At 65.0% G+C, this 22318-nt stretch carries 20 protein-coding genes; 7 read left to right on the top strand and 13 right to left on the bottom strand.

The features are described 5' to 3' along the window. Positions 1-4: 4 nt before the first annotated feature. The 3 genes from AC07OK_RS14080 to AC07OK_RS14070 all read left to right on the top strand — a co-directional run bounded on the left by AC07OK_RS14080 (position 5) and on the right by AC07OK_RS14070 (position 2990). The gene (locus tag AC07OK_RS14080) at positions 5-394 is read left to right on the top strand and encodes an OsmC family protein (RefSeq protein ID WP_494690882.1); all 390 of its coding nucleotides are present in this window, start codon (positions 5-7) and stop codon (positions 392-394) included. A 155-nt stretch (positions 395-549) separates the two neighbouring features. Then, positions 550-1581 (top strand): choice-of-anchor J domain-containing protein, encoded by a 1032-nt coding sequence (locus AC07OK_RS14075; protein WP_494690881.1) that lies wholly within the window; start codon positions 550-552, stop codon positions 1579-1581. Next, positions 1578-2990 (top strand): PA domain-containing protein, encoded by a 1413-nt coding sequence (locus AC07OK_RS14070; RefSeq protein ID WP_494690880.1) that lies wholly within the window; start codon positions 1578-1580, stop codon positions 2988-2990. The genes AC07OK_RS14075 and AC07OK_RS14070 overlap by 4 nt, the downstream gene beginning before the upstream one ends. On the opposite strand, the gene AC07OK_RS14065 is transcribed toward AC07OK_RS14070, so the two are convergent. The 5 genes from AC07OK_RS14065 to AC07OK_RS14045 form a co-directional block, all read right to left on the bottom strand. Beyond that, on the bottom strand, positions 2971-4404 hold the full coding sequence (locus AC07OK_RS14065) for an efflux transporter outer membrane subunit (RefSeq protein WP_494690879.1): 1434 nt from the start codon (positions 4402-4404) through the stop codon (positions 2971-2973). The genes AC07OK_RS14070 and AC07OK_RS14065 overlap by 20 nt on opposite strands. Beyond that, the gene (locus AC07OK_RS14060) at positions 4401-5648 is read right to left on the bottom strand and encodes an efflux RND transporter periplasmic adaptor subunit (protein ID WP_494690878.1); all 1248 of its coding nucleotides are present in this window, start codon (positions 5646-5648) and stop codon (positions 4401-4403) included. Before AC07OK_RS14060 ends, AC07OK_RS14065 begins: the two co-directional genes overlap by 4 nt. A gap of 1 nt (position 5649) precedes the next feature. After that, on the bottom strand, positions 5650-8856 hold the full coding sequence (locus tag AC07OK_RS14055; RefSeq protein WP_494690877.1) for an efflux RND transporter permease subunit: 3207 nt from the start codon (positions 8854-8856) through the stop codon (positions 5650-5652). 64 nt (positions 8857-8920) lie between these two features. After that, a complete protein-coding gene (locus AC07OK_RS14050; RefSeq protein WP_494690876.1) occupies positions 8921-9256 on the bottom strand; it encodes a PilZ domain-containing protein in 336 nt (111 codons plus the stop codon). 45 nt (positions 9257-9301) lie between these two features. After that, positions 9302-10723, bottom strand: coding sequence for an MFS transporter (locus tag AC07OK_RS14045; RefSeq protein ID WP_494690875.1), 1422 nt, complete (start codon positions 10721-10723; stop codon positions 9302-9304). 78 nt (positions 10724-10801) lie between these two features. Between AC07OK_RS14045 and AC07OK_RS14040 the strand changes: the two genes are divergently transcribed. Continuing rightward, positions 10802-11659 (top strand): LysR family transcriptional regulator, encoded by an 858-nt coding sequence (locus AC07OK_RS14040; protein WP_494690874.1) that lies wholly within the window; start codon positions 10802-10804, stop codon positions 11657-11659. Here the strand turns inward: AC07OK_RS14040 and AC07OK_RS14035 are convergent. Further along, a complete protein-coding gene (locus AC07OK_RS14035) occupies positions 11656-12570 on the bottom strand; it encodes a LysR family transcriptional regulator (protein ID WP_494691016.1) in 915 nt (304 codons plus the stop codon). The two genes, AC07OK_RS14040 and AC07OK_RS14035, sit on opposite strands and share 4 nt — an antisense overlap. A 158-nt stretch (positions 12571-12728) precedes the next feature. Between AC07OK_RS14035 and AC07OK_RS14030 the strand changes: the two genes are divergently transcribed. Further along, positions 12729-13460, top strand: a complete 732-nt coding sequence (locus AC07OK_RS14030) for an SDR family NAD(P)-dependent oxidoreductase (protein WP_494690873.1) — start codon at positions 12729-12731, stop codon at positions 13458-13460. 11 nt (positions 13461-13471) lie between these two features. Beyond that, positions 13472-13684: a 2-hydroxymuconate tautomerase family protein gene (locus tag AC07OK_RS14025; RefSeq protein ID WP_494690872.1), complete on the top strand. Its 213-nt coding sequence runs from the start codon at positions 13472-13474 to the stop codon at positions 13682-13684. Between the two features lie 7 nt (positions 13685-13691). Here the strand turns inward: AC07OK_RS14025 and AC07OK_RS14020 are convergent, their stop codons facing one another. From AC07OK_RS14020 to AC07OK_RS14000, 5 genes are all read right to left on the bottom strand, one after another. Then, on the bottom strand, positions 13692-14357 hold the full coding sequence (locus tag AC07OK_RS14020) for a Crp/Fnr family transcriptional regulator (RefSeq protein WP_494690871.1): 666 nt from the start codon (positions 14355-14357) through the stop codon (positions 13692-13694). Continuing rightward, positions 14354-15073 carry a Crp/Fnr family transcriptional regulator gene (locus tag AC07OK_RS14015; protein WP_494690870.1) on the bottom strand — a complete coding sequence of 240 codons (720 nt, stop codon included), beginning with the start codon at positions 15071-15073 and terminating at the stop codon, positions 14354-14356. Before AC07OK_RS14015 ends, AC07OK_RS14020 begins: the two co-directional genes overlap by 4 nt. A gap of 152 nt (positions 15074-15225) precedes the next feature. After that, on the bottom strand, positions 15226-16410 hold the full coding sequence (gene hmpA / locus AC07OK_RS14010; RefSeq protein WP_494690869.1) for an NO-inducible flavohemoprotein: 1185 nt from the start codon (positions 16408-16410) through the stop codon (positions 15226-15228). Positions 16411-16515: 105 nt separating this feature from the next. Continuing rightward, positions 16516-18786 carry a TonB-dependent receptor gene (locus AC07OK_RS14005; protein WP_494690868.1) on the bottom strand — a complete coding sequence of 757 codons (2271 nt, stop codon included), beginning with the start codon at positions 18784-18786 and terminating at the stop codon, positions 16516-16518. Between the two features lie 83 nt (positions 18787-18869). Continuing rightward, on the bottom strand, positions 18870-19226 hold the full coding sequence (locus AC07OK_RS14000) for a DUF2946 domain-containing protein (RefSeq protein WP_494690867.1): 357 nt from the start codon (positions 19224-19226) through the stop codon (positions 18870-18872). 88 nt (positions 19227-19314) lie between these two features. Between AC07OK_RS14000 and AC07OK_RS13995 the strand changes: the two genes are divergently transcribed. Continuing rightward, the gene (locus tag AC07OK_RS13995; RefSeq protein ID WP_494691015.1) at positions 19315-21384 is read left to right on the top strand and encodes a TonB-dependent receptor family protein; all 2070 of its coding nucleotides are present in this window, start codon (positions 19315-19317) and stop codon (positions 21382-21384) included. On the opposite strand, the gene AC07OK_RS13990 is transcribed toward AC07OK_RS13995, so the two are convergent. Then, on the bottom strand, positions 21385-21612 hold the full coding sequence (locus tag AC07OK_RS13990) for a hypothetical protein (RefSeq protein WP_494690866.1): 228 nt from the start codon (positions 21610-21612) through the stop codon (positions 21385-21387). It abuts the gene before it with no gap. Positions 21613-21837: 225 nt separating this feature from the next. Further along, a complete protein-coding gene (locus tag AC07OK_RS13985) occupies positions 21838-22290 on the bottom strand; it encodes a DUF29 domain-containing protein (RefSeq protein WP_494690865.1) in 453 nt (150 codons plus the stop codon). Positions 22291-22318: the final 28 nt, after the last annotated feature.

The following is a 22318-nucleotide window of genomic DNA, read 5'->3' as shown; positions in this document are numbered from 1 at the left end:
TCACATGGCACGCGGCACCGCACATATCGGCAAGGACAGTTATCAAACCACCCTCGAGGTCAGCGGCCACGCGCTGGTCGGCGATGAGCCTGAGCGCAACGGCGGGCGCGACAGCGGTCCGGCGCCCTACGATTTCGTGCTGGCGGGCCTGGGCGCGTGCACCGCCATCACGCTGCGCATGTACGCCGACCGCAAGCAATGGCCGCTGGACGCGCTCGATGTCGGCCTGCACCTGAGCCACGGCGACGATGGCGCCATGATGGTCAAGCGCACGCTGTCGTTCACCGGCGCGCTGGACGCCGAACAAAAAAACCGCATGGCCGAAATCGCCGAGAAGACGCCGGTGACGTTGACGTTGAAGGCCGGGATGGTGATAAACACGACTGTCAGCTGAACATCTGAGCGGAAAGATTCCCCAAATAATCCGGCCACCGCGCCGGATTTTTTTTGCCGACGCGGGAACTGATGAGTATTGAATCGATCTAATCAAGGCAAGTTGAGCCGTACCAATGAGGTTTCCGATTCCACCTTCTCATCATGAGGATAGACATGGACTTGATTAAACGCTGGGCGGGGCTGCTTGCAGTCGCCGCTGGTTGTACCGTCTCCGCTTCCGCTGCGCCCTTGCTCAGCGAAAGCTTCAACGACATCACGACCTTGCCCGCCAACGGCTGGGTGTTGGTGAACAACAGTTCTCCGCCCGGCAGCACTTCCTGGTTCCAGGGCGATCCCGCAATCTTCGCGGCGGCCGCCGGTCCGGCCAATGCCTATGTCGCGGCCAACCTCAACAACGCCGGCTTCGGCGGCGCGATCAACAACTGGCTGCTGACGCCGGAGCTGGCCTTGTTCAACGGCGAGTCGCTGAACTTCGCTTTGCGCTTGCTGGGAGAAGGCTTCCTGGACACGGTCCAGGTGTACCTGAGCACGGGCGGCGCCAGCACCAACCTGGGCGGCTTCAATCTGCTGGGCAGCTTCGACTCTGCCTCCGATACCGGCTGGGTCGACCACGCCATCACGGTCGCTGGCTTGACGGCGCCTGCCAGCGGCAGGTTCGCCTTCCGTTACGTGGTCGATGACACCAGCATCCACGGCGACTACATCGGCATCGATTCCGTCAGCGTGAACGCGACCGCGATACCTGTTCCCGGCACGGTGGCGTTGATCGCGCTGGGTTTGTGCGGGCTGGCGGGCGCGTTGCGGGCGCGGCGGCCGGGGGGACGGTTGGCCATATGCGGCCTGGCGTTGGCGGCAACGTCGGCGCAGGCCGCGCCGGACAATGGACTGATGACCTTCCCGCATGTGAATGTTGTCACGCAGCAGGCGCCGCCACAACAGGCGGCCGCCGCCGGCGGGCTCAAGGCGTACAAAGATCCCGCTACCGGCAAGCTGGGCAGCCCCAGCCAGGACCAGGCCGCCGAGCTGGACAAGGCAATCCGCGCCAGCGCGGCAGGGCCTAGAGCGCGTTCCGCCCGACCGGCGACGATCCATCCGCCGCACGGCGGCGTCGGCGTGGTGCTCGATGAAGCGCATACCCAGTATTCGGTGCACAAGAATCCCGCCGCCCAAGGAGAGCAGAAATGAAGCGCATCTTGCCAGCCTTCATGACAGCAGTGGCGCTGCTGTGCACCTCGTCGGCCTGGGCCGCCGCGACCATCATCATCGTCAACGGCGACCCGGCCGGCGTCGGCTTCAACGACGCCTCGCCGGTCGCTCCGGTCGGCGGCAACGCCGGCACCACGCTGGGCGCGCAACGGCTGAACGCCTTCCAGGCCGCCGCCAGCAAGTGGGGCGGCACGTTGACCAGCACCGTGCCGATCCGCATCCTGGCGACTTGGGAAGCGCTGCCGTGCAACGACGGCGGCGCGGTGCTGGGCTCGGCCGGCGCGCTGGAAGCATTCAGGGACTTTCCCGGCGCGCCGGTCGCCAACGCCTGGTTCAGCAAGGCGGAGACCAACAAGTACCTCGGCGTGGACGCCGATCCCACCACGCCGGACATCCGCGCCCGCTTCAACGTCAACCTGGGCCAGCCGGGCTGTCTGACCGGCGCGCCGTTCTATCTCGGCCTGGACGATAGCCATGGCGCCGAGGTCGACCTGGTGACGGTGCTGCTGCATGAGTTCGGCCATGGCCTCGGCTTCCAGACCTACACCGACGACGAAACCGGCGAGCAACTGGACGGTGTCCCCAGCATCTGGGACTACTTCCTGCTGGACACCAGCACCGGCAAGTTGTGGAAGGACATGAGCGACACCGAACGCGCAGCGTCCGCCCTCAAGTCCGGCAAGCTGGTGTGGAACGGGGCGTTCGTCAAGCAGGCCGCGCAGACGGTGCTGCAACAGGGCACGCCGGTGGTGACGGTGTTGGCGCCGGCCGGCATCGCCGGCATCATCCAGGTCGGCACTGCCAGCTTCGGGCCGCCGCTGGCCAGTCCCGGCGTGACCGGCGAGGTGATGCCGGTCGTCGACACGCCGCCCGACCGGGGCCTGGCCTGCACGCCGCTGTCGCCGGCCAACGCGCTGGCGGTCAACGGCAAGATCGCGCTGATCGATCGCGGCAGCTGCACCTTCGTGGTCAAGGTCAGGAACGCCCAGGTTGCCGGCGCCATCGGCGTGATCATCGCCGACAACACCGCCGGCGCGCCGCCGCCCGGCTTGGGCGGCACCGATCCCGGCATCGTGATCCCTGCCGTACGCATCACGCTGGACGATGGCATTCGGCTCAAGGCTGCGTTGGCGACGCGCTCGCGCACGCATTCAGGCGTCTATGCCAACCTCGGCGTGAACCTGGCGATCCGCGCGGGCACCGATGCGGCGGGCCGGGTGCTGATGTACGCGCCCAATCCCAATCAGCCGGGATCGTCCGTGTCGCACTACGATGTCAGCGCTTTCCCCAACCTGCTGATGGAGCCGTCCATCAACGGCGACCTGACGCACGAGGTGAGCCCGCCGCGCGACCTGAGTTTCCCGCTGCTCAGGGATATCGGTTGGTAGTCCAGCCGCCGCCCAGCGCCTTGACCAGGTAGACCGAGGCGACCATCTGCTTGCCGCGTATCTGCGCGGCCAGGCGCTGGTTGTTGAGCAGCGTCTGCTGGGCGGTGATGACGTCGAAGTAGGTTTCGACGCCGCCGGCGTAACGGTCGTTGGCCAGCTCCAGCACGCGCCGCGCACTGCGCACGCTGGCCTCGGACAGTGCGTGGGCGCGGCCCAGCGCCGCCAGGCCGGACATGCCGTCCTCGACTTCCTGCATCGCCACCAGTACGCTTTGGCGGTAGCTGGCGACCGCCCCCGTATAGCCGGCCTGGGCGATGGCCACGGTGGCGTCGCTCTTGCCGGCGTCGAACAGGGTTTGGGTGACGGCCGCGCCGAGCGACCACAGCAGACTAGGCGCTTGCAACAGCTTGCTCATCTGGTTGCTGTCCCAGCCCCCGCTCGATAGCAGCGTCACGGACGGGAACCAGGCGGCGCGGGCGACGCCGATGTTGGCGTTGGCGGCGGCCACCGCGCGCTCGGCGGCGGCCACGTCCGGCCGCCGTTGCAGCACGTCCGACGGCAGGCCGACCGGCAGCGACGGCGGCGTCAGCGCCACCACGGCGGACGGCAGCGTGAAGGAGGGCGCCGGCGTGCCGGTCAGCGTGGCGATGGCGTGTTCGTATTGCGAACGCTGGCTGTGCAGCAGTTCCAGCTGGGTCTTGCTGGCGTCCAGCAGCGACTGCTGTTGCGCCAGATCGAGGCCGGTGGCGGCGCCTAGTTCGTGCCGGGCCTGGATGAAATCGTAGGCTTTCTGCTGCAAGACGATGCCCTGCTTAAGCACATCGACTTCCGCATCCAGCTCGCGCAGGTTGAAATAGTCGGCGGCCAGTTCGGAGCACAGCACCAGCCGGACGTTCTCAAAGTCGGCCGCCGCCTGCTCGGCGGAGGCGCGCGCGCTCTGCACCCCGCCGCGCACGCGGCCGAACAAATCGGCTTCGTAGGTGACGGCAAAGCCAAGCTGGTAATTGTCTTGAACGACCGATTGACTGGTGGCGTTGTACGCGGCCAGTGGACGATTGGCCGACGTCTTCTGCCGCGCCGCCCCGGCTTGCAGGCCGGCTTGCGGGAACAGGCCGGCCGAACTGACCGTCACCTGCGAACGCGCCTGGGCCAGCCGCGCCGCGGCGCCGGCCAGGCCCTGGTTATGCGCCAGCGCCTGTTGCGCCAACTGGTTGAGCTGTGCATCGCCGAAGACTTCCCACCAGTTGCCCTTTAGTCGTGCATCGTCGGGCATGGCGGCGAGGAAGGGGGCGGACGATTGCCACATCGCCGGCAGGTCGATGGACGGCTTCTCGTAGACGGGAGCGCTGGCGCAGCCGGCCAGCAGCGCGCCGGTGATCGCGCCGAGCGCGCCGAGTGCGCGGCGCAGTCTCATCGCGATGCCTTCCCGGCCGCGCCGGCGCCGGCATCGGCCTTGGCCTGCTTGACCTGCACCACGTCGCCGTCGGCCAGCGAGTCCGCCGGATTGAGCACCAGCCGCTCGGCCGTGGTCAATCCGCCCAGCACCTCCATCTTATTGCCGAGGTCATGCCCAAGCGTGATGGCCTGCAGCTTGACCTTGCCATCGCCGCCGACCACCGCCACACGCGGCCCCTCCGGCCGGAACAGCAGCACGTTGGATGGCACCAGCAGCGCATTCGAGCTGCCGCTGATCGGCAAGGCCACCTGCACATAGGCGCCGGCCAGCAGCGCGTTGTCCTTGTTCGGCAGGTTGATCTCGATCTGCATGGTGCGCGTGGCCGCGTCGATGGCGCCCGCCGTGCGCACCACCGTCCCGCCGAACTTCTGGCCGGTCAGCTCGGCCTGCGTCACCGTGACGCGGTCGCCGATCTTGATGCGCTGGGCGTAGGTCTGCGGTACATACACGTACACACGCAGCGGATCCACCTGCGCCAGCCGGAACAGCGCCCGGTCCGCGCCGCCATTGCCGCCGTTGATCAAATCGCCGACGTCCACGGTGCGGCTGGTGATCACGCCGGAAAACGGCGCGACCACGCGCTTGAAGTCCCCTGTTTTCTGCAAACGGCGCATATTGGCGTCGGCCGCCGCCAGGTTGGCTTGCGCCTGCGTGTAGGCGCTGCTGCGCTCATTGAGCTCCTGCTGCGTGACGGCGTCCTTTTTGCGCAAGGCTTCCCAGCGCTCGGCCGAGCTTTTGGCCAGTTCCAGGCTGGCCGCCGCCTGCTGGCGCGCCGCCACGGCTTGCGATAGCTGCTGGTCCACTTCCGGCGTATCGATCTCCGCCAGCACGTCGCCCTTGTCGACGCGGGCGCCGATGTCCCTGGTCCAGCGCAGCACGTAGCCGCTGCTGCGCGCATAAATGGGCGATTCGATGATGCCCTGAAGCGTGCCGGGAAGGGAGAGCGGCTCGCCGCCCGGCGCCGCCTTGGCGCTGGTGACGAGCACATATTGCTGGTTCAATTCGGTGGTGGCCGCCGCCAGCGCGTTCGCATGCACGGCGCGCTGCGCCAGCGTGGCGGCACCGCCCGCCAGCAGCAAGACGATGGCGATCAGGCCCGCCAGTTTGGCGCGCTTGAGGATAGGCCCGCGATGCGGATGGTGATGCGCGCCATCCTCCGGCGTGTGATGAATGCCAAGCGTGGCGTGGCGTTTTTCGGACATGTCAGGTATTCCCTTCTGCGACGGCAGGGGTGGACGGAAGCCGGCGCGCGGCGCGGTGTTCCAGATAGCGGTGGACGCCCGCAAAGACGATAGGCACGAACAGCAAGGTGGAGACGGTGGCGAACAGCAGGCCGCCGATGACGGCGCGGCCCAGCGGCGCATTCTGCTCGGCGCCTTCGCCCATGCCAATGGCCATTGGCACCATGCCGATGATCATGGCCAGCGCCGTCATCAGCACCGGCCGGATGCGCGTGGCGCCGGCTTCCAGCGCGGCCGACAGCGGCGGCAGGCCGTCGTTGAGGCGCTGCCGCGCGAACGACACCATCAGGATCGAGTTGGCGGTGGCCACGCCCATGGTCATGATGGCGCCGGTCAGCGCCGGCACGCTGAGCGTGGTCCCGGTCAGGAACAGCATCCAGGCGATGCCCGCCAGCGCCGCCGGCAGCGCGGTGATGATGATGAACGGGTCCACCCAGGATTGGAAGTTCACCACGATCAGCAGGTAGACCAGCACAATCGCCATCAACAGACCGACGCCCAGGCCGATGAAGGATGAATGCATGGTCTCGACCTGGCCGCGCAGGTTGATCTTGCTGCCGCGCGGTAGTTTGGTGTCCATCTGGTCCACCAGCTTCTGGATGTCGGCCGAGGTGGCGCCCAGGTCGCGGCCTTCAACGCTGACGAAGATGTCGATCACCGGCGTCAGGTTGTAGTGCGAGACGATGGCCGGCTGGGTCGATGGCGACACCGTCACCAGGCTGCTCAATTGCTGGGTGGCGCCGGTGCCGTCGCCCACGGCGCCAGGCGTGCCGGCGCCGCGTACCGGCGTGCGCAGCAGCGCATCCAGGTCGTCGATGCGGTACTGCGGCGTTTGCACCGCCACGCTGTACACCACGCCGTTGCCGGGATTGAGCCAGAACGCCGGCTGCGTCACCGAGCTGCCGGACAGCGTCACCAGCAGGTTCTGCGCCACGTCGATCGGGTTCAGCCCCAGTTGCTTCATCTGGCCGCGATCCATGTTCAGGCCCAGCGTCGGCAGGTCCATGCGCTGCTGGATGTGGACATCGACCGCGCCGTGCACTTGCCTGATCTGCTTCATCAGCTGCGCGGCGAGCTGGTAGTTGCTGGCCAGGTCCCTGCCGGCGATCTGGATGTCGACCGCCGCCGGCTGGCCGAAGTTGAGGATCTGCGTGACGATGTCGGCCGGCTGGAAGAAGAACTCCACGCCGGGGAAGCGCCTGGGCAGCTCGCGCCGCAAGCGGTCGATGTAGACCTGCGACGGACGATGATCCTCGTGCAGCGACATCAGGATCTCCGCATCCAGCGTGCCGATGGTGCCGGCGTTGCTGTACGAGAGATTGATGCTGCTGTACGGCGTGCCGAGGTTGTCGAGGATGGTTTGCAGCTCGTCCTTGGGGATCACCTCGCGGATGACTTTCTCCACCTCGTCGGTGACGCGCGCGGTTTCCTCGATGCGGGTGCCGGTCGGCATGCGCATGTGCAGGCGGACCTGGCCCGAATCCACGCTCGGGAAGAAGTCGCGGCCGATGGCGAACACCAGTCCGAGCGACAGCACGCAGAACAGCAGGAAGGCGCCGCCGAAGCGCTTGCGGTGCGTCAGCAGCGTGGAGAGGATGATGATGTAGCCGCCGCGGAAGCGCTCGAACGCGGCGTCGAAGCGCAGGTAGACCCGTTGCAGCATGTTCGGCTTCGCGTCGACAGGCGAAGGCGCATGGTCCATCATCAGCATGACCATGGTCGGCACCAGCGTGCGCGAAAGGATGTAGGACGCGATCATCGCAAACACCACCGCCTCGGCCAGCGGCACGAACAGGTAGCGCGCCACGCCGGTCAGGAAGAACATCGGCACGAACACGATGCAGATGCACAGCGTGGACACCAGCGCCGGCACCGCGATCTCGCCGGCGCCTTCCATGATGGCCTGGTGCAGGTCCGAGCCCTGGTGCAGGTGGCGCTCGATGTTCTCGATGGTGACGGTGGCGTCGTCCACCAGGATGCCGACCGCCAGCGCCAGCCCGCCCAGCGTCATGATGTTGATGGTCTCGCCGAGCATGTACAGCACCAGGATGGACGACAGGATGGACAGCGGGATCGACACGGCGATGATGCAGGTGCTGCGCCAGTTCCCGAGGAACAGCAGGATCATGGCGGCGGTCAGCGCGGCGGCGATGATGGCTTCGCGCACCACGCCGCTGATCGCGGCCTTGACGAACAGCGACTGGTCGAACAGCGGCGTGATCTTCAGTTCCGCCGGCAGCGACTGCATCGCCTTCGGCAGCAGGCCCTTGAGCGTGTTGACGATGTCCAGCGTCGACGAGCCGCCGTTCTTCAGCACCGACAGCAGTACGCCGCGCTCGCCGTTCTGGCGCACAATATTGGTCTGCGGCGAAAAGCCGTCGCGCACCCGCGCGACTTCGGACAGATAGGTGATGCTGCCGTTCTTGCTCAGCACCGGAAGCTGGTTCAAGCCCGCGATGGTGTCGGGCGAGCCGTTCATGCTGACGTTGAATTCCGTGGCCCCTATCTTGGCGGTGCCCGATGGCAGGATCAGGTTCTGCGCGTTGACGGCGGCCACCACGTCGGTCGGCGTCAGTCCCTTGGCTTGCAGCGCCTTGGTGTCCAGGTCCACCGACACCAGGCGCGATTTGCCGCCGTAAGGGTAGGGCACGGCCGCGCCGGGAATGGTGACCAGTTGCGGGCGCAGGAAGTTGACGGCGGTGTCGAACATCGCCTGCTCGGTCATCGACGGGCTGGATAGGCCCAGTTGGATCACCGGGATGCTGGAGGCGGAGTACTTGATGATCAACGGCGGCTGCATCCCCGGCGGCAGCTGGCGCAGCTGCGCTTGGGAGATCGCCACCACCTGCGCGATCGCGGTCTGGATATTGGCTTCCGGCTGGAAGAAGATCTTGATGACCGACGAACCGGCCAGCGATTGCGACTCGATATGCTCGATGTCATTGACCGTGGTGGTCAGGCTGCGCTCCGTCGAATTGGCGACGCGCTGGCCCATCTCCTGCGCGGACAGGCCGCCGTACTGCCAGATCACGCTGACGACGGGGATATTAATTTCCGGGAAAATGTCGGTCGCCATCTTGGTCAGCACCAGCGGCGTGGACAACAGTATCAACAGCGCCATCACGATAAAGGTGTAAGGGCGCCGCAAGGCGATTTGAACGATCCACATCCTGGGCTTTTCCGCGTGGTGACACAAGCGGAAAATCATAGCACGGCGGGCGTGGCAGCTGGTTTTAGGCTTCGGGCGCGCTGGTGAGATATTCGAAAATTAATTCGGCCGCCAGGTCGGGAATGGCCAGGAAGCGCGCGCCGTTGCGATAGCGGCCGTGGGTTCCGATCAAGGCGCTGTGCAGCACCGTCAGCGTGACCTTGTTTTGTACGGAACTGCCGGGAAAACAGAACGTCAGCACATGGTTGGTGTCCGCCGGCAGCGGATGATCGCTGAGGAAGGCCACGCCCATGCGGGAAATGTCGATGATCTGGGTAACGACGTAGTTTTTACCATCCATGTCGCTGATGTGGGCGTCCACCTGTAGCAAGCGGCGCACGTGTTCTCGTCTCGGGTCCATCTATTCATGCCAGCGAAAAAACACAAGTATGACAGATTTGCGCCTCTACCGAGGCTGAACTTCGAGTGTACGGAACGGGCGGGGCGTAGCGGTCGCGGCGGCGGGGCGGATGCACGCAAAAGCCAGCAGCCCGGCTAGCACTAGCAGGCCGCTCGATACCGCCATCGCCAGCTGGATGCCGCCGAGGATGTGGCCGGTGGCGCCGCCGGCCACCAGTGCGCCGAAGATCGCCACGCCGACCGCGCCGCCGACCTGCCGCGCCGTGTTCAACACCGCCGACGCGGTGCCGGCCTGGCGCCGCTCCACGCCGGACAGGATGGACGTGGTCATCGCCGGCACCGCCAGGCCCATGCCGGCCGGGATCAGCGCCAGGCCTGGCAGCATTTGCAGGAAGCTGGCGTCGTTCGATATGCCCCACCAGCCCAGCAGCGCGTAGCCGCTGGCGCCAATGAAGGCGCCCAAGATCATGGGCGTGCGCAGCCCGGTGCGCGGTGTCATCCAGCCGCTGACGATGTTGGACAGGATGAAGGTGGCCGTCAGCGGCAGGAACACCAGTCCGGCGTGCAGCACGCCGAAGCCGCGCACTTTTTGCAGGTAAAAGCTGAGCACAAAGATCACGCCGTAGTATGAAAAATTCATCAACACGCCGAACAGCACCGCGCCGGAGAAGGGCGCGCTGCGGAACAGCGCCAGGGGCAGCATGGGCGACTTGCTGCGCGCTTCGACGCCGATGAACAGCGCTCCGGCCACAAGCGCCGCAACCAAGCCGCCGCGCACCATCCAATGCGACCAACCCAGCGATTCAAACTCGATGACGGCGCCGATCAAGCCGGTCAGCGCGACGATGGCCAGCAGCTGTCCGGCCAGGTCCAGCGAACGATGCGGATCGCGGCCGGCCAACGCCGGCACCACGCGCCAGGTCAGCCAGAAGCCGATAACGCAGATCGGAATATTGACCCAGAAAATGCTGCGCCAGCCCGCCACCGACAGCAGCAGGCCGCCCAGCACCGGCCCGGCCGCAATCGACATGCCGCCGGCGGCGGTCCACCAGGCGATGGCCTTGGCCAGCATGGCTTTGTCGTCGGCGTAGGTGGCGTTGAGGATGGCCAGTGAACTGGGCACCAGAAGCGCGGCGCCGGCGCCTTGCAGCGCGCGGGCGATATTGAGGGCGGTGGCGCCGGACGCCATCGCACAGGCCAGCGAGGCCGCCGTGAACAGCGCGAAACCGGTCAGGAAGGTGCGGCGCGAGCCGAACTTGTCGCCCAGCGCGCCGGCCGACAGCAGGAAGACGGCAAAGCCCAGGGTGTAGGCGTCCACCACCCATTGCAGGTCCGTTACGTCCGCGCCCAGCTCGCGGCCTATCTGCGGCAGGGCGACGTTGACGATGGTGACGTCCAGCTGGACGATGATAAAGGCGAAGCTGCATGCGAGCAGGATGGCCAGGGAGGGGGCGCGGTCGGTTTTCATGACTGAACTATAGGATGGTTTGACTATTTCAAAAAATGAATAATAATGAAGTCATCTATCTCATTTTAAGAATCGACCATGGAACTCTCCGCCTTGCGCATCTTTAAAGCGGTTGCCGAAGAGGGCAGCGTCACGCTGGCCGCCGCCCGGCTGAACCGCGTCCAGTCCAACGTCTCGGCGCGGTTGACGCAGCTGGAGGAGTCGCTGGGCGTGCCGCTGTTCCATCGCTCCGGCCGCAAACTGCAAATCACCGTCGAAGGCTCGCGCCTGCTGGCCTATGCCGATCGCCTGCTGCAGTTGGCGGAGGAGGCGCAGGCCGCGATGCAGCCGGATCAGAAGCCGTCCGGCCAACTGCGCATCGGTTCGATGGAGACCACGGCGGCAGCGCGGCTGCCGCAAGTGCTGGCCGCCTTCAACCGCAAGCACCCGCGTGTGGATCTGATACTGGACACCGCGCCCACCGACCAGCTGCTGGACGGCGTCCTGAAACACCGGCTGGACGTGGCCCTGGTGGCCGGTCCGGTGCAGCACGCGGAACTTGAGCAGCTGCCGGTGTTTGAGGAGGAACTGGTGCTGATTACCTGCCACGGCCATGCGCCGGTGACGTCGCCGCAGGAGCTGGCGCGGCGCAACCTGCTGGTGTTCCGCACCGGCTGCACCTACCGCCGCCGGCTGGAGGCCTGGTTTGCCGAGGGCGGCGTGGCGCCGGCGCGGGTGTCGGAATTTGGCACCTTTGAAGCGATCATCGGCTGCGTGGCCGCCGGCATGGGCGTGGCGCTGATGCCCAAGGAGGTGCTCAACCAGCGCAAGCTGGCCAAGACCATACGCCAGCACGCGCTGCCGCCGCACATCGCCCAGGTCGAAACGCTGCTGGTCTGGCGCAAGGACGTGCTGCATCATCCGGCCCGCAGCGCCTTCGCGGACAGCCTGGCCTAGTGGCCCGGCAGCTTGGCCACCAGGAAGTCGACAAAGGTGCGCACCCGCAGCGACAGGTGGCGCGCGTGCGGATACAGCAGGATAAAGGGCCGCGACGTGCCGCCGTGTTGCGGCAGCAGTTCGACCAGATCGCCGCGCGCCAGGTCCTGTTCGATGATGTAGCGGTAGGTCTGCACCAGTCCCGCGCCGGCGCGCGCCAGCGTGACGATGCCCAGCACGTCCTCCGAGCAGCACAAGCCACCGTTGGTCGGCATGTCGATCGCCACGCCGTCCTGCATGAACTGCCACGGAATGCGCTTGCCGGTGCTGGGCAGCTCGAACTGTATGCATTCATGCTGGTGCAGGTCCTCCAGCTTGCGCGGCTTGCCGTGGCGTTTCAGGTAGGCGGGCGAGGCGACCAGCACCAGCTCCGCGTCTTCCAGCTTGCGCGCGATGAGGCTCGAATCGGCCGGCGCCCGCCCGCGTATCGCCAGGTCGTAGCCTTCGTCGGCAAAGTCGATGTTGCGGTTGCTGACGTGGATATCCAGCGTCACGTCCGGGTACTTTCGGCGGAACTCCCCCAGTAATGGCAATAGCCGGTAATGGGCATACGGCGTCGGCGCGCTGATGCGCAGCGCGCCGGCCGGCTTGGCCTGGCCGCCCGTGACCTGGCGCTCGGCGTCCGTCAGCAGCGACAACGCTTGCCGGCATTGCTCGAAATAGTGACGGCCGCCGTCTGTCAGGCGGATCTGGCGCGTGGTGCGCACGAACAGGCGTACGCCCAGCCGTTCCTCCAGCCTGGCGATGGAACGGCTGACCGCCGCCGGCGTCACGCTGGCCGCCGTGGCGGCTGCGGTAAAGCTGCCCAGTTCCGCCGCAAAGCAGAACAGCTCTATGCTGCCCAGCAGGACATCGTCGAAATTGCGCTTCATGTCGGCCTCATTGATGACACTCATTGATTACACTCATTGATTACATTGTGTATCAATTATCTTGCACTGCAGCTCATTTATCAACCTCGAAGTCATAAGTATAGTGATCTGCATGGCGTCGCTGAACGCCGCAACCAGAAACCCCAAGGAGCATCATCATGAAAACAGTTATCGTCACCGGCGCATCGAGCGGCATCGGCTTCGCCATCGCCGAGGCTTACCTGAAACGCGGCTACAACGTGGTCGGCAACGCCCGCACGCTGGACCGCCTGCAGACCGCCGCCGCGCAGTGGGGCAATCCATCCAACTTCCTGCCGGTGGCGGGCGACATCGCCGATCCGGCGACCGCCAAGGAGTTGTTCGCGCGCGCCGTTGCGGCTTTCGGCAAGGTTGATGTCCTGATCAACAACGCCGGCATCTTCATCGCCAAGCCGGTCGGCGACTACACGCAGGAAGAAGTGCAAACCATCGTCAACACCAATCTGATGGGCTTCTTCTACCCATCGCAGGCGGCGGCGCAGCATATGAGCGCCAACCGCTCCGGCCATATCGTCACCATCACCGCCAGCCTGGCGCTGCAGCCGACCGCCAAGGTGCCGGCGCTGCTGCCGATCCTGATCAAGGGCGGCTTGAATAACGCCACGCGCGGCTTGGCGCTGGAACTGGCCGCTTCCAATGTCAAGGTCAACGCGGTTGCTCCCGGCATTATCGATACGCCGATGCACGGCAAGGACGAAGGCACCCGCACGTTCCTGAAGGCGCTGTCGCCGAGCGGCGAAATGGGCGGTGTGAAGGATGTGGTGGAGGCGGTGCTGTATCTGACCGAATCCGGTTTCACCAGCGGCGTCGTGCTGCCGGTCGACGGCGGCGCCACCGCCGGCACCTGGTAAGGAACCGCGCCATGCCATACGTGAACATCCGCGTGACCAATGAAGGCGTAACGGCGGCCCAGAAGCTGGAGCTGATCGAGGGCGTCACCGACCTGCTGACCCGCGTGCTGGACAAGGACCCGGCGACCACCTTCGTCATCATCGACGAGGTGGAGACCGACAACTGGGGCTTGAACCGCGAGAGCATCACCACCCGCAGGCGCCGCCCCAAATCGGCGGTGTGACGCTGCGTCAGGCGGCGTGGGGCGCGATGGCCAACGGCGCCCCGGCCGCCAACCGCTCCAGCGCGGGGCGGGATTGCACCACAAAGCCGCGCTGGCCGAGCGATATCCAGCCCTTGCGCTTGAGGGAACTGAGCGTGCGGCTGACGGTGGCCGGAGTCAGGCCCAGGTAGTCGCTGATGTCCTGGCGCGACATCGGCAGCGGCGAGTGGGGTTCCAGCATCGGCGCCTGCGGCGCCGGCCCGGCGCGCTGCAGCAGGAACATCACGATACGTTGGCAGGCGCCGGCGCTGCGCAGGATGGCGGCGGCCAGCTGCTGGCGGTCGATCTCGCGGCTCAACATCGCGCTGAACAGGTCGCAGCTATACGGCTCCTCGTCCATCAACTCGGCCAGATGCCGGTACTGCACCACATCCACCTGGCAGTCCGTCAATGCCTGGGCGGACGCGTGCCGATACTGTTCGCCTATCGTATCAACGCCCAGCCAGTCGCCGGGGCGGGTGAAGTCGATGATGCGCTGCACGCCGTCGCCGCAGGGCTGGTAGATCTTCAAGTGGCCGCTGCGCACCAAATACAGTTCACCGTCGGCTGCGGCGCCCATCTGGAACAGGTGCTCGCCGCGTGCCAGTTGCACCTGGCTGCCAAGCTGGCATTGGGCCAATTCCAGCGCGGTCATGACGCCACCATTGCCGGCTCCAGCGCGCTGCCGATCGCCATGCGGTGCAGCGCCGACAGGTCCAGCAGCCTGATGTCCCGGCGCCGCAGCTCGAACAGGGCGCGTTGCCGGAACTGCAGCAGCAGGCGACTGACGCATTCGGCGGTCACGCCCAGGTAGCTGGCGATATCGCAGCGCGACATCGGCAGCCGGAACTGCTCGGCCACGTGGCCGAATTCGACGCGGCGCTGCGACAGCGACAGCAGCAGGTCGGCCATGCGTTGCTCGGCCTGGGTATTGCGCAGCATGAGGGCGGCGCGCTGTTCGCGGCGGATCTCGCGGCTGAGCAGGGCGTGCAGGCTGGCGCGCATCACCGGGCGTCGGCGCCCTTCGAAGGCGTGCCGGTTCCAGTTGATGCTGCATACCTCGCTGTCTTCCAGCGCGATGACGGTGTTGGCGTGCCGCTCGCGGTCCAGCGCATCGAGGCCGAGGAAGTCCGGCGCCAGCGCGAAGCCGATAATCTGCGCCGGTTGTTGCGACGCGGCGCGCAATACCTTGAAGCTGCCGGAGCGGATGTTGAAAATGTGATCGCTGACTGCGTCGCCGGCCTGGTACAGGATGTCGTGGCGGGCAATGCGTATGCGTTGGCTGGCGTCCCGATTGCCGGCGGCGGCGCCGACGCACGTCATGCGATGCTCGCACTCGGCGCAATTGTTGCGTTCGATCGAGATATTCATGATTTCCTACTCTTATTTTTTGGACGATAAGCCCATGGTAGTGACCTCGAACTGCAATTTCTTTGATCCAGATCAATTATTTTCTTGATGGGGATCAGTAGCCAACCGTGGACCTACGGACATCCCCTCCAGCTTGTCCACGGTTGGCAGGTTTAACTGGTCAATGCTTCGGCGGGACCGAAGAACTCGTAGTAGGTTTGCGCTTGCGGCACGCCCAGCTCCAGCAGGTGCGACTTGATCGCCTTCATGAACGGCGTGGGGCCGAGGAAGTAGGCTTCAACGTCGCGCGTCTCCGGCAGCCATGCGTTCAACTGCTGCCGGTTGATGTAGCCGGTGGCATGCGGTTGCGGGCCGCTGTCGTTGGCTGCCTCGTAGCAGTAGAAGCGTTGCAGCTGCGGGTGCTGCGCCGCCAGCGTGTCGATGTGCTCGCGGAAGGCGTGCACGCTGGCGTTGCGGGCCGCGTGGATGAAGTGGATCGGGCGTCCGGTGTCCAGCGCCGCCGTCAGCATCGCCAGGGTCGGCGTGATGCCGACGCCGCCGCTGATCAGCACCAGTGGCTTGTCGCTGTCGGCCAGCGTGAAGTCGCCCGACGGCGGCACCAGTTTCAGGTGGTCGCCAACGTTGACATGGTCGTGCAGGAAGTTGGACACCGCGCCGCCCGGCTCGCGCTTGACGCTGATGCGGTAGCTGTTGCCATTGCTGGCGGCGGACAGCGAGTATTGACGCCGTTGTTCGTCGCCGTTCACGTCGATCAGCAGGCCGATGTACTGGCCCGGCACATGGGCCACCACTTTGCCGCCATCGGCCGGCTGCATGATGAAGGAGGTGACTTCGTCGCTTTCGACGGTCTTCGAGACCACCTTGAATTCGCGAGCGCCGCTCCAGCCGCCTTCCGCCGCCTCGTTCTTCTCGTAGACGCTTTGTTCCGCGCCGGCCAGGATGTCGGCCAGTTGGCCGTAGGCTGCGCCCCATGCGTCGATGACGGCATCGGTGGCGATTTCGGCGCCCAACACTTCGCGGATCGCCTTCAGCAGCGATGCGCCGACCATAGGATAGTGTTCGCGCTGGATTTGCAGCGATACGTGCTTGTTGACGATGGTCGATACCAGCGGGCCCAGTTGCTCCAGCCGGTCGATATTCTTCGCGTACATCAGCACCGCATTGGCCAGTGCGCGTTGCTGGTTGCCGTCGGCCTGGTTGGCCTGGTTGAAGATCGGCTTCACTTGCGGGAAGTCGCGGAACAGCGTCAGGTAGAAGTGACGGGTCAAGGCTTCGCCGCCTTGTTCCAGGATAGGGACGGTGGCGCTGATGATGGCTTTTTGTTCGGTGCTGAGCATTTTGCGGTCCATGTGTGGTTTTGACGTAAAGAAGTATATCACATGAATGTTTAAATGGTGGAGCAGGCGCAATCGAAAAAACGATTGCGCCTGCGCGGGGCGGGCTTAGAGATCGAACTTCAATTCAGCCACGTAGGTCCGTTGCGGATACGGGTGGAAGTTCCAGTACTTATAGTTGTTGAGGTTATCGATGCCGAACGCCGCGCTCCACTGGCGATTGATGCGGTAGCGCGCCCGCACGTCGGTCGTGAAGTATTTGCTGCCGCCCATGTAGGCGAAGCCGTTGACGTCCGTGTTGTCGAGCGTTGAATACTGGCTGCCGCTGTAGCGCGCGGCCAGCGTCAGCGAGAGCTGGTCGTTCACGGCGTAGCTGGCCACGCCGGTGGCGCGCCATTCCGGAATGCGCGGCTGCCACTTGCCCACGCTGGCAGGGAACTTGTCGTTGCGGGCGATCTTCGAATCGGTCCAGGTGACGCTGGAGCTCAGCGCCAGTCCGCGCACCCACACTTCGTCCGCCGTGTAGGCAGCTTCCAGCCCCTTGGTGTTGATGCGGTCGATGTTCTGGATGGTGCTGACGTTCGATCCCGCCAGCACATTGACCTGCGAGTACAGCGCGTCCTTGGTGCGCTCGCCGAAGGCGGTCAGGCGCAGCAAGCCGTTGGCCAGCCTGCGTTCCGCCGTCAGCTCCGTGGTCCACGATTTTTCCGGCTTCAGGTTCGGATCATTGTTGATCAAGTCACCGGCGGCGTTGATGCCACCCTGGTAAAGCTCTGACACGGTGGGCATGCGCACGGCGCGGCCCAGCGAGGCTTTCAATACCCAGTCGTCGCTGGCCTGGTATGCCAACGCGGCTTTTGGCGACAGGTAGTTCTCGCTGCGCTCCGGATGCCGCGCCGTCACGCTGCGGTTGGAGGTGGCGCCGTCATGGGCGCTCCAGCGCTCGTAGCGCATGCCCAGCACCGTCTTCCAGCGCGGTGCAAACTTCCAGCTGTCCTGGGCGTACAGGCTGTTGGTGTCGGTCTTGCCGGTGAAGGCGGCATTGCGGTCGCCGGGTGCGCCGGCTATCCAGTTGCTGGCGGCGTTCTCGATGCTGGACAATTTATACGCTTCGCGCTGATAGCCGAATTCCGCCACGTGCGCCGGGTTCGGACGCCATACGCCCTTGGCGGACAAGGTGTTCCAGCCGGTGCCGCCCTGGTTGACGATGCGGCCGGCGCCGCCGGCCAGCGCGCCCGGCATCTCGACGGTGGCGGCGCGCAGCTGGTCCTTGTCGTAGTCGTACAGGCTGGCCGCGACTTCCCAGTCGAATACACCCTTGGTGTGGGACTTGACGGTCAGGCCGTGCATCACGTGCTGGATATTTTCGTTCGACAGGTTGAAGTCCGTCGGCGCCAGCGTGTAGCTGCGGCCGGCGATGTTGACCGCGCCGCTGTAGACCGGACGTCCTGCTGCATCGCGCAGATAGCTGTCCGGACGGCCTTCGGAGTCGTTGCGCCAGACGCCGAGGGTGTAGCTGGCGCGCAGCGTCGGCGAGATATCGTAGGCCAGCTTGCCTTTGAACTGGTCCTGCACCGTGTGGTACTGGGTGGCGGTGCCGAGGATGAACCAGTCCTTGTTGTTGCGGTCCAGGCCCGCGACCGCGCCGGTGACCGGGATGCCCGCGCTGCCTGGCTTGCCGGCGCTGGGCGCCCTGGTTGGGAAGGTCAGCGGCTGGCCTTCGCTGTCGGTGCGGTTGACGTCCACAAACCACGACCAGCCGCCGTGACGGTCACCCAGCGAGATGCTGGCCTGCTTGCCCTGGTAACTGGTGCTGGTGTTATACAGCTCGAAGGGCTGGCGTGTCAGCGTCAGCTTGGCGTGTGCTTCGAATTTGGTCGGCATGCGGGTCACGTAATCGACCACCGCGCCCACCGAGTTGCCGCCATAGGCTGCGGAGAAGGGACCATACAGCACATCGACGCGTTCGATCTGCTCCGGGCTGACCATGCCCCAGCGCGGCGCGAAGCTGGCGCCGTTGCCCAGGTAGTTGGACAGCAGGATGCCGTCGGCGTACACCATCGAGCGCGCGCTGTTGCCGGTGCCGGAGGCGCGGGTGGACAGCACGGCGTGGTTGTAGTCGCCGATGTAGCGTTTGCGCACCAGCAGGCTGGGGAGGTATTTCAACGCGTCTTCGGCGTCGGTGGCGTTGATGGTGCGTTCGATTTCGGCCTGGGTGATGCCTTCGATCGTGGTCGGGATCTGGGTCGGCAGCGACGTCGGACGGTTGCCGCTGATGATCACGGTGCCCAATTGATGAAGCGGCGCGTCCTGCGCGCAGGCGAAGGTGGAGAAGGCGGCAAGCAGCTCCAGCGCCAGTGGAGACATGGTCGGTTTCATGGTGTTCCTGATATTTGGATGATGACCGCCGCTTGGCGCGCACTGGTGGCGGGCGGCGAGGCGGCAGCGGATAAGGCGGGGTATCAGGAACGGGCGGGCGGTCCGCGCGGGTTGGCGGCGCTCCAGCTGTGCAGCGGCCTTGGTGCGCTGTAGAACAGCGGCGGGTAGTAGTCATGGCCGCCGACGACGGCGAAACTGGCCATGGCCTGCGGCAGCAGCGCGAAACTGCCGCCGTGCGTGACACAGTACGGACAGTGTTCCATCGCGTGCTCGGCCGGGGCAGGGGACTTCTTGAGGTTGTCGATCGAGCAGATTTCGGCGTAGCCATATGGCGAGGCCGGCGTCAGCGCGCGCGAAACCGTCGGCGCAAGCGCACTGAACAGGACGGCCAGCATGGCGATCCAGAGGTGCAGCGTTCGACGTTTCGCAAGTTTGAACATGACGGTAATTATAACAAATCCTCGCGCTTACATTTGAGAATGAGAAGTGTTATCATTTGAGTCGTTGATACACCACCGCACCCACACCATGTCGCTGACCACCATTCCGTTTAAACCCACCCTGATCGCTGTTGCCGCATCCTTGCTGGCCATGTCCGCCCACGCACAGGAGGCCGCTACGCCGATCGAGTCTATCCAGGTGGCCGGCAGCTGGCTGGGTTCGGGTTTGCAGAACAGCGTCAAGAACTTCGCCGGCGCCCGCACCGTGATGAGGAAGGAAGACATCGACAACAGCGGCGCCGCCGACATCGGCGATGTGATGCGCCGCATTCCGGGCGTGCAGTCCACCGACAATTCCGGCAGCGCCGGCAGCGCCATCTCGCTCAACATCGGCGTGCGCGGGCTGACCGGGCGCTACTCGCCGCGCTCGACGGTGTTGTTGGACGGGATACCGCTGGCGGTGGCGCCATACGGCCAGCCGCAGCTGTCGTTCGCGCCGGTCAGCCTGAACAACATCGAATCGATCGACGTGGTGCGTGGCGGCGGCGCGGTGCGCTACGGTCCGCAGAACGTCGGCGGCATCATCAACTTCCGCAGCCGTTCGATTCCCGATACGGCGGGCGTCAGCGGCGACGCCTCGTTCCGCTACAACGACTTCAATAACGGCGGCCAGAACCGCCAGTACAGCGCCTTCGTCGGTAGCCAGCAGGAGGGCGGGCTGGGCGTGGCGGTACTGTATTCCGGCATGGCCGGCACCGAGTGGCGCGCAGGCAGCGATGAAAAGGTCAACGACCTGGCGCTGAAGCTCCGTTATCAGCTGAATCCGCATAGCGAGCTGAACGCCAAGCTGTCCTACTACGAAGTCAATTCGCGCACGCCGGGTGGCTTGACGGTGGCGCAATACGACGCCGATCCGTTCCAGAACACACGGCCTACCGACTACTGGAGCGGCGACCGCCGCAGCGCCGATGTCGGCTATTTGAACACCTTGTCGGCCACGCAGGAATTCGAGGTCAAGGCTTACTACAGCGACAGCTTCCGTCAAAGCGCGTTGATCAACGCGGCCAAGACGCAGCTGACCAGGCAGCCCCGCAACTATGAAGTGCTGGGCGTCGAGCCGCGCTACACACAGCGCTTCGCCGCTGGCGGCGTGACGCACGACGTCACGGCCGGCTACCGCTATCTGCGCGAGCGGGGCGACGACAACAGCTTCATCCAGACTGTGAAGACCGGCGTCAACGGCGCAACGACCACCTTCGTCAACAGCACCGATGCGCACGCCGTGTATATCGACGACCGCATCGCCCTGGGCGCATGGCGTATCACGCCGGGCCTGCGTTACGAGCACATCAAGTCGGAGCGCAAGGACGTGAGTGCCAAGTCGGTCTTCGAGAGCGACAACAACAAGGCGCTGCCGTCGCTCAACGTGGCCTACCTGGTGAATCGGGCGCTGACCGTGTTCGCCAATTACACGACGTCATTCGGGCCGGTGCAGAACACCCAGCTCAACTCGCAGACGCCCACCAATCCCTTGAAGCCGGAACTGGCCAAGACGGCCGAACTGGGTGCGCGCTGGAAGACTGGCGCGGTCAACGCCGAAGTCACCGCCTTCAAGCTCAAGTTCGACAACCAGATCCTGCAAGTGCCGGGCACCACGCCCGCCGTGTTCCGCAACCTGGGCGCGACCAACCACGACGGCATCGAAACTGCGGCCGACTATACGTTCGGCGATGGTAGTGCGCTGGCCGGCCTGAACGTCTACGCAAATTACACCTACACCAAGGCGATCCAGGATTCGGGCGACACGGCGGGGCTGGACGTGCCGTTCTACTCGCGCAACACCGACACGCTGGGCGCGCGTTACCAGGTCGGCACATGGTCGGCCAATCTGTCGACCACGCATCAAAGCAAGCAGTATTCGGACACCGCCAACACCGTGCAGGAAGCGGCGAACGGCAGCAACGGCATCGTGCCGGGTTTCCGTCTGTGGAATGCGCAATTAAGCTGGAAGATGCCGGGCAAGCCGGGCTATGAAGTGATGGCCGGCATCAACAACATCGCCGACCAGCGCTACTACACGCGCAACGTCGACGGCAACGCCGGCCGCATGGTGGGTTCGCCGCGCATGGCATACCTGCAACTGCGCGCCAACTTCTGATTAGTGCAGCACCCGCGGTGCGGGTTGCATGCTGAAGCCGGTGTAGTCCATGCGTAATGGCGGCGAGATGGCTTCGACCTGGTCCAGTTTGCGCTGGACTAACTTATGCCACGCGCTCGCCCAGCGGGCCGCCAGCTGGGACTCTTCCGCCGAACGCGCATACAGCGTTCGCTCCACGGCGATTTTCTGTCTTTGCAGGGCGTAGGTGGCAGATATCAGAGTAGTCATGGTGGCGGTGACGCTGGCTAGGGTTAAATAGTATGCCTTGCCATTCTGCCCGGCTCGCCGACGATTGAATGTGCGCCATTTCACCCATAGCGACGAGAAATCAGATATGGACGTGTAAAACGCACACTCTGTTGCGTTTTTGCATCACTCATGGTCTTAGTTTCTTTCCATGTGGACAACTAATCTTTCCAGGAACGCGTAGGCGGGCTTGTGCAGGTGTTGCGGTTATGGCATGAAATCCTGATCGAGTATCTGCTCGACGGAATAGGGCAGGCCGGGCGGAAAGTCTTCTTCGCTCAGACCGGTCTCCTCGGCGGCGCGGCGGCGGGCGATGGGGTAGCACTCCGCGGCAAATTGCGGGACTTTCTTCCGCATGCTGGGACTGGTCTTCAGCAAGCGTGAGATGCGGTAACGCTGCTCGATCAACGTCGAGCGCCATTTGTTTTGCGGATAGTCCTTTTGAAACTGGCACTTGAGCAGGTGCATGACGAGCACCGTCAGCCGGCTGTCCAGTTCGTGCTCGTACTGTTTTTTCATGCCGTCGAGCTCCTCGAGCAGGTTTTCCATGTCCAGCTCGGAGAACCTGCGATCCAGCAGCAGTTGGATTTGGGCGTCTATCCACAGCGCCAGATCGTCGTCATAGCTCGGGTGTTCGCGGGATTGGACCAGGGTTTGCATGGCGCTCCTCCAGATTCGTCAGGCTAAT

It is taken from the genome of Duganella sp. GW821-FHT07G03 (assembly GCF_059418605.1).
Note: the sequence above shows the minus strand (reverse complement) of the source record. Positions and strands in the feature narration are given on the sequence as shown.

Coding starts and splice junctions, on each gene's coding strand:
- AC07OK_RS14050 (WP_494690876.1), bottom strand. CDS start 9,256: ATGGACCCGAGACGAGAACACGTGCGCCGCTTGCTACAGGTGGACGCC.
- AC07OK_RS14060 (WP_494690878.1), bottom strand. CDS start 5,648: ATGTCCGAAAAACGCCACGCCACGCTTGGCATTCATCACACGCCGGAG.
- AC07OK_RS13990 (WP_494690866.1), bottom strand. CDS start 21,612: ATGACTACTCTGATATCTGCCACCTACGCCCTGCAAAGACAGAAAATC.
- AC07OK_RS14065 (WP_494690879.1), bottom strand. CDS start 4,404: ATGAGACTGCGCCGCGCACTCGGCGCGCTCGGCGCGATCACCGGCGCG.
- AC07OK_RS14045 (WP_494690875.1), bottom strand. CDS start 10,723: ATGAAAACCGACCGCGCCCCCTCCCTGGCCATCCTGCTCGCATGCAGC.
- AC07OK_RS14005 (WP_494690868.1), bottom strand. CDS start 18,786: ATGAAACCGACCATGTCTCCACTGGCGCTGGAGCTGCTTGCCGCCTTC.
- hmpA (WP_494690869.1), bottom strand. CDS start 16,410: ATGCTCAGCACCGAACAAAAAGCCATCATCAGCGCCACCGTCCCTATC.
- AC07OK_RS14020 (WP_494690871.1), bottom strand. CDS start 14,357: ATGACCGCGCTGGAATTGGCCCAATGCCAGCTTGGCAGCCAGGTGCAA.
- AC07OK_RS14055 (WP_494690877.1), bottom strand. CDS start 8,856: ATGTGGATCGTTCAAATCGCCTTGCGGCGCCCTTACACCTTTATCGTG.
- AC07OK_RS14075 (WP_494690881.1), top strand. CDS start 550: ATGGACTTGATTAAACGCTGGGCGGGGCTGCTTGCAGTCGCCGCTGGT.
- AC07OK_RS14030 (WP_494690873.1), top strand. CDS start 12,729: ATGAAAACAGTTATCGTCACCGGCGCATCGAGCGGCATCGGCTTCGCC.
- AC07OK_RS14025 (WP_494690872.1), top strand. CDS start 13,472: ATGCCATACGTGAACATCCGCGTGACCAATGAAGGCGTAACGGCGGCC.
- AC07OK_RS14015 (WP_494690870.1), bottom strand. CDS start 15,073: ATGAATATCTCGATCGAACGCAACAATTGCGCCGAGTGCGAGCATCGC.
- AC07OK_RS14000 (WP_494690867.1), bottom strand. CDS start 19,226: ATGTTCAAACTTGCGAAACGTCGAACGCTGCACCTCTGGATCGCCATG.
- AC07OK_RS14040 (WP_494690874.1), top strand. CDS start 10,802: ATGGAACTCTCCGCCTTGCGCATCTTTAAAGCGGTTGCCGAAGAGGGC.
- AC07OK_RS13985 (WP_494690865.1), bottom strand. CDS start 22,290: ATGCAAACCCTGGTCCAATCCCGCGAACACCCGAGCTATGACGACGAT.
- AC07OK_RS14070 (WP_494690880.1), top strand. CDS start 1,578: ATGAAGCGCATCTTGCCAGCCTTCATGACAGCAGTGGCGCTGCTGTGC.
- AC07OK_RS14080 (WP_494690882.1), top strand. CDS start 5: ATGGCACGCGGCACCGCACATATCGGCAAGGACAGTTATCAAACCACC.
- AC07OK_RS14035 (WP_494691016.1), bottom strand. CDS start 12,570: ATGAAGCGCAATTTCGACGATGTCCTGCTGGGCAGCATAGAGCTGTTC.
- AC07OK_RS13995 (WP_494691015.1), top strand. CDS start 19,315: ATGTCGCTGACCACCATTCCGTTTAAACCCACCCTGATCGCTGTTGCC.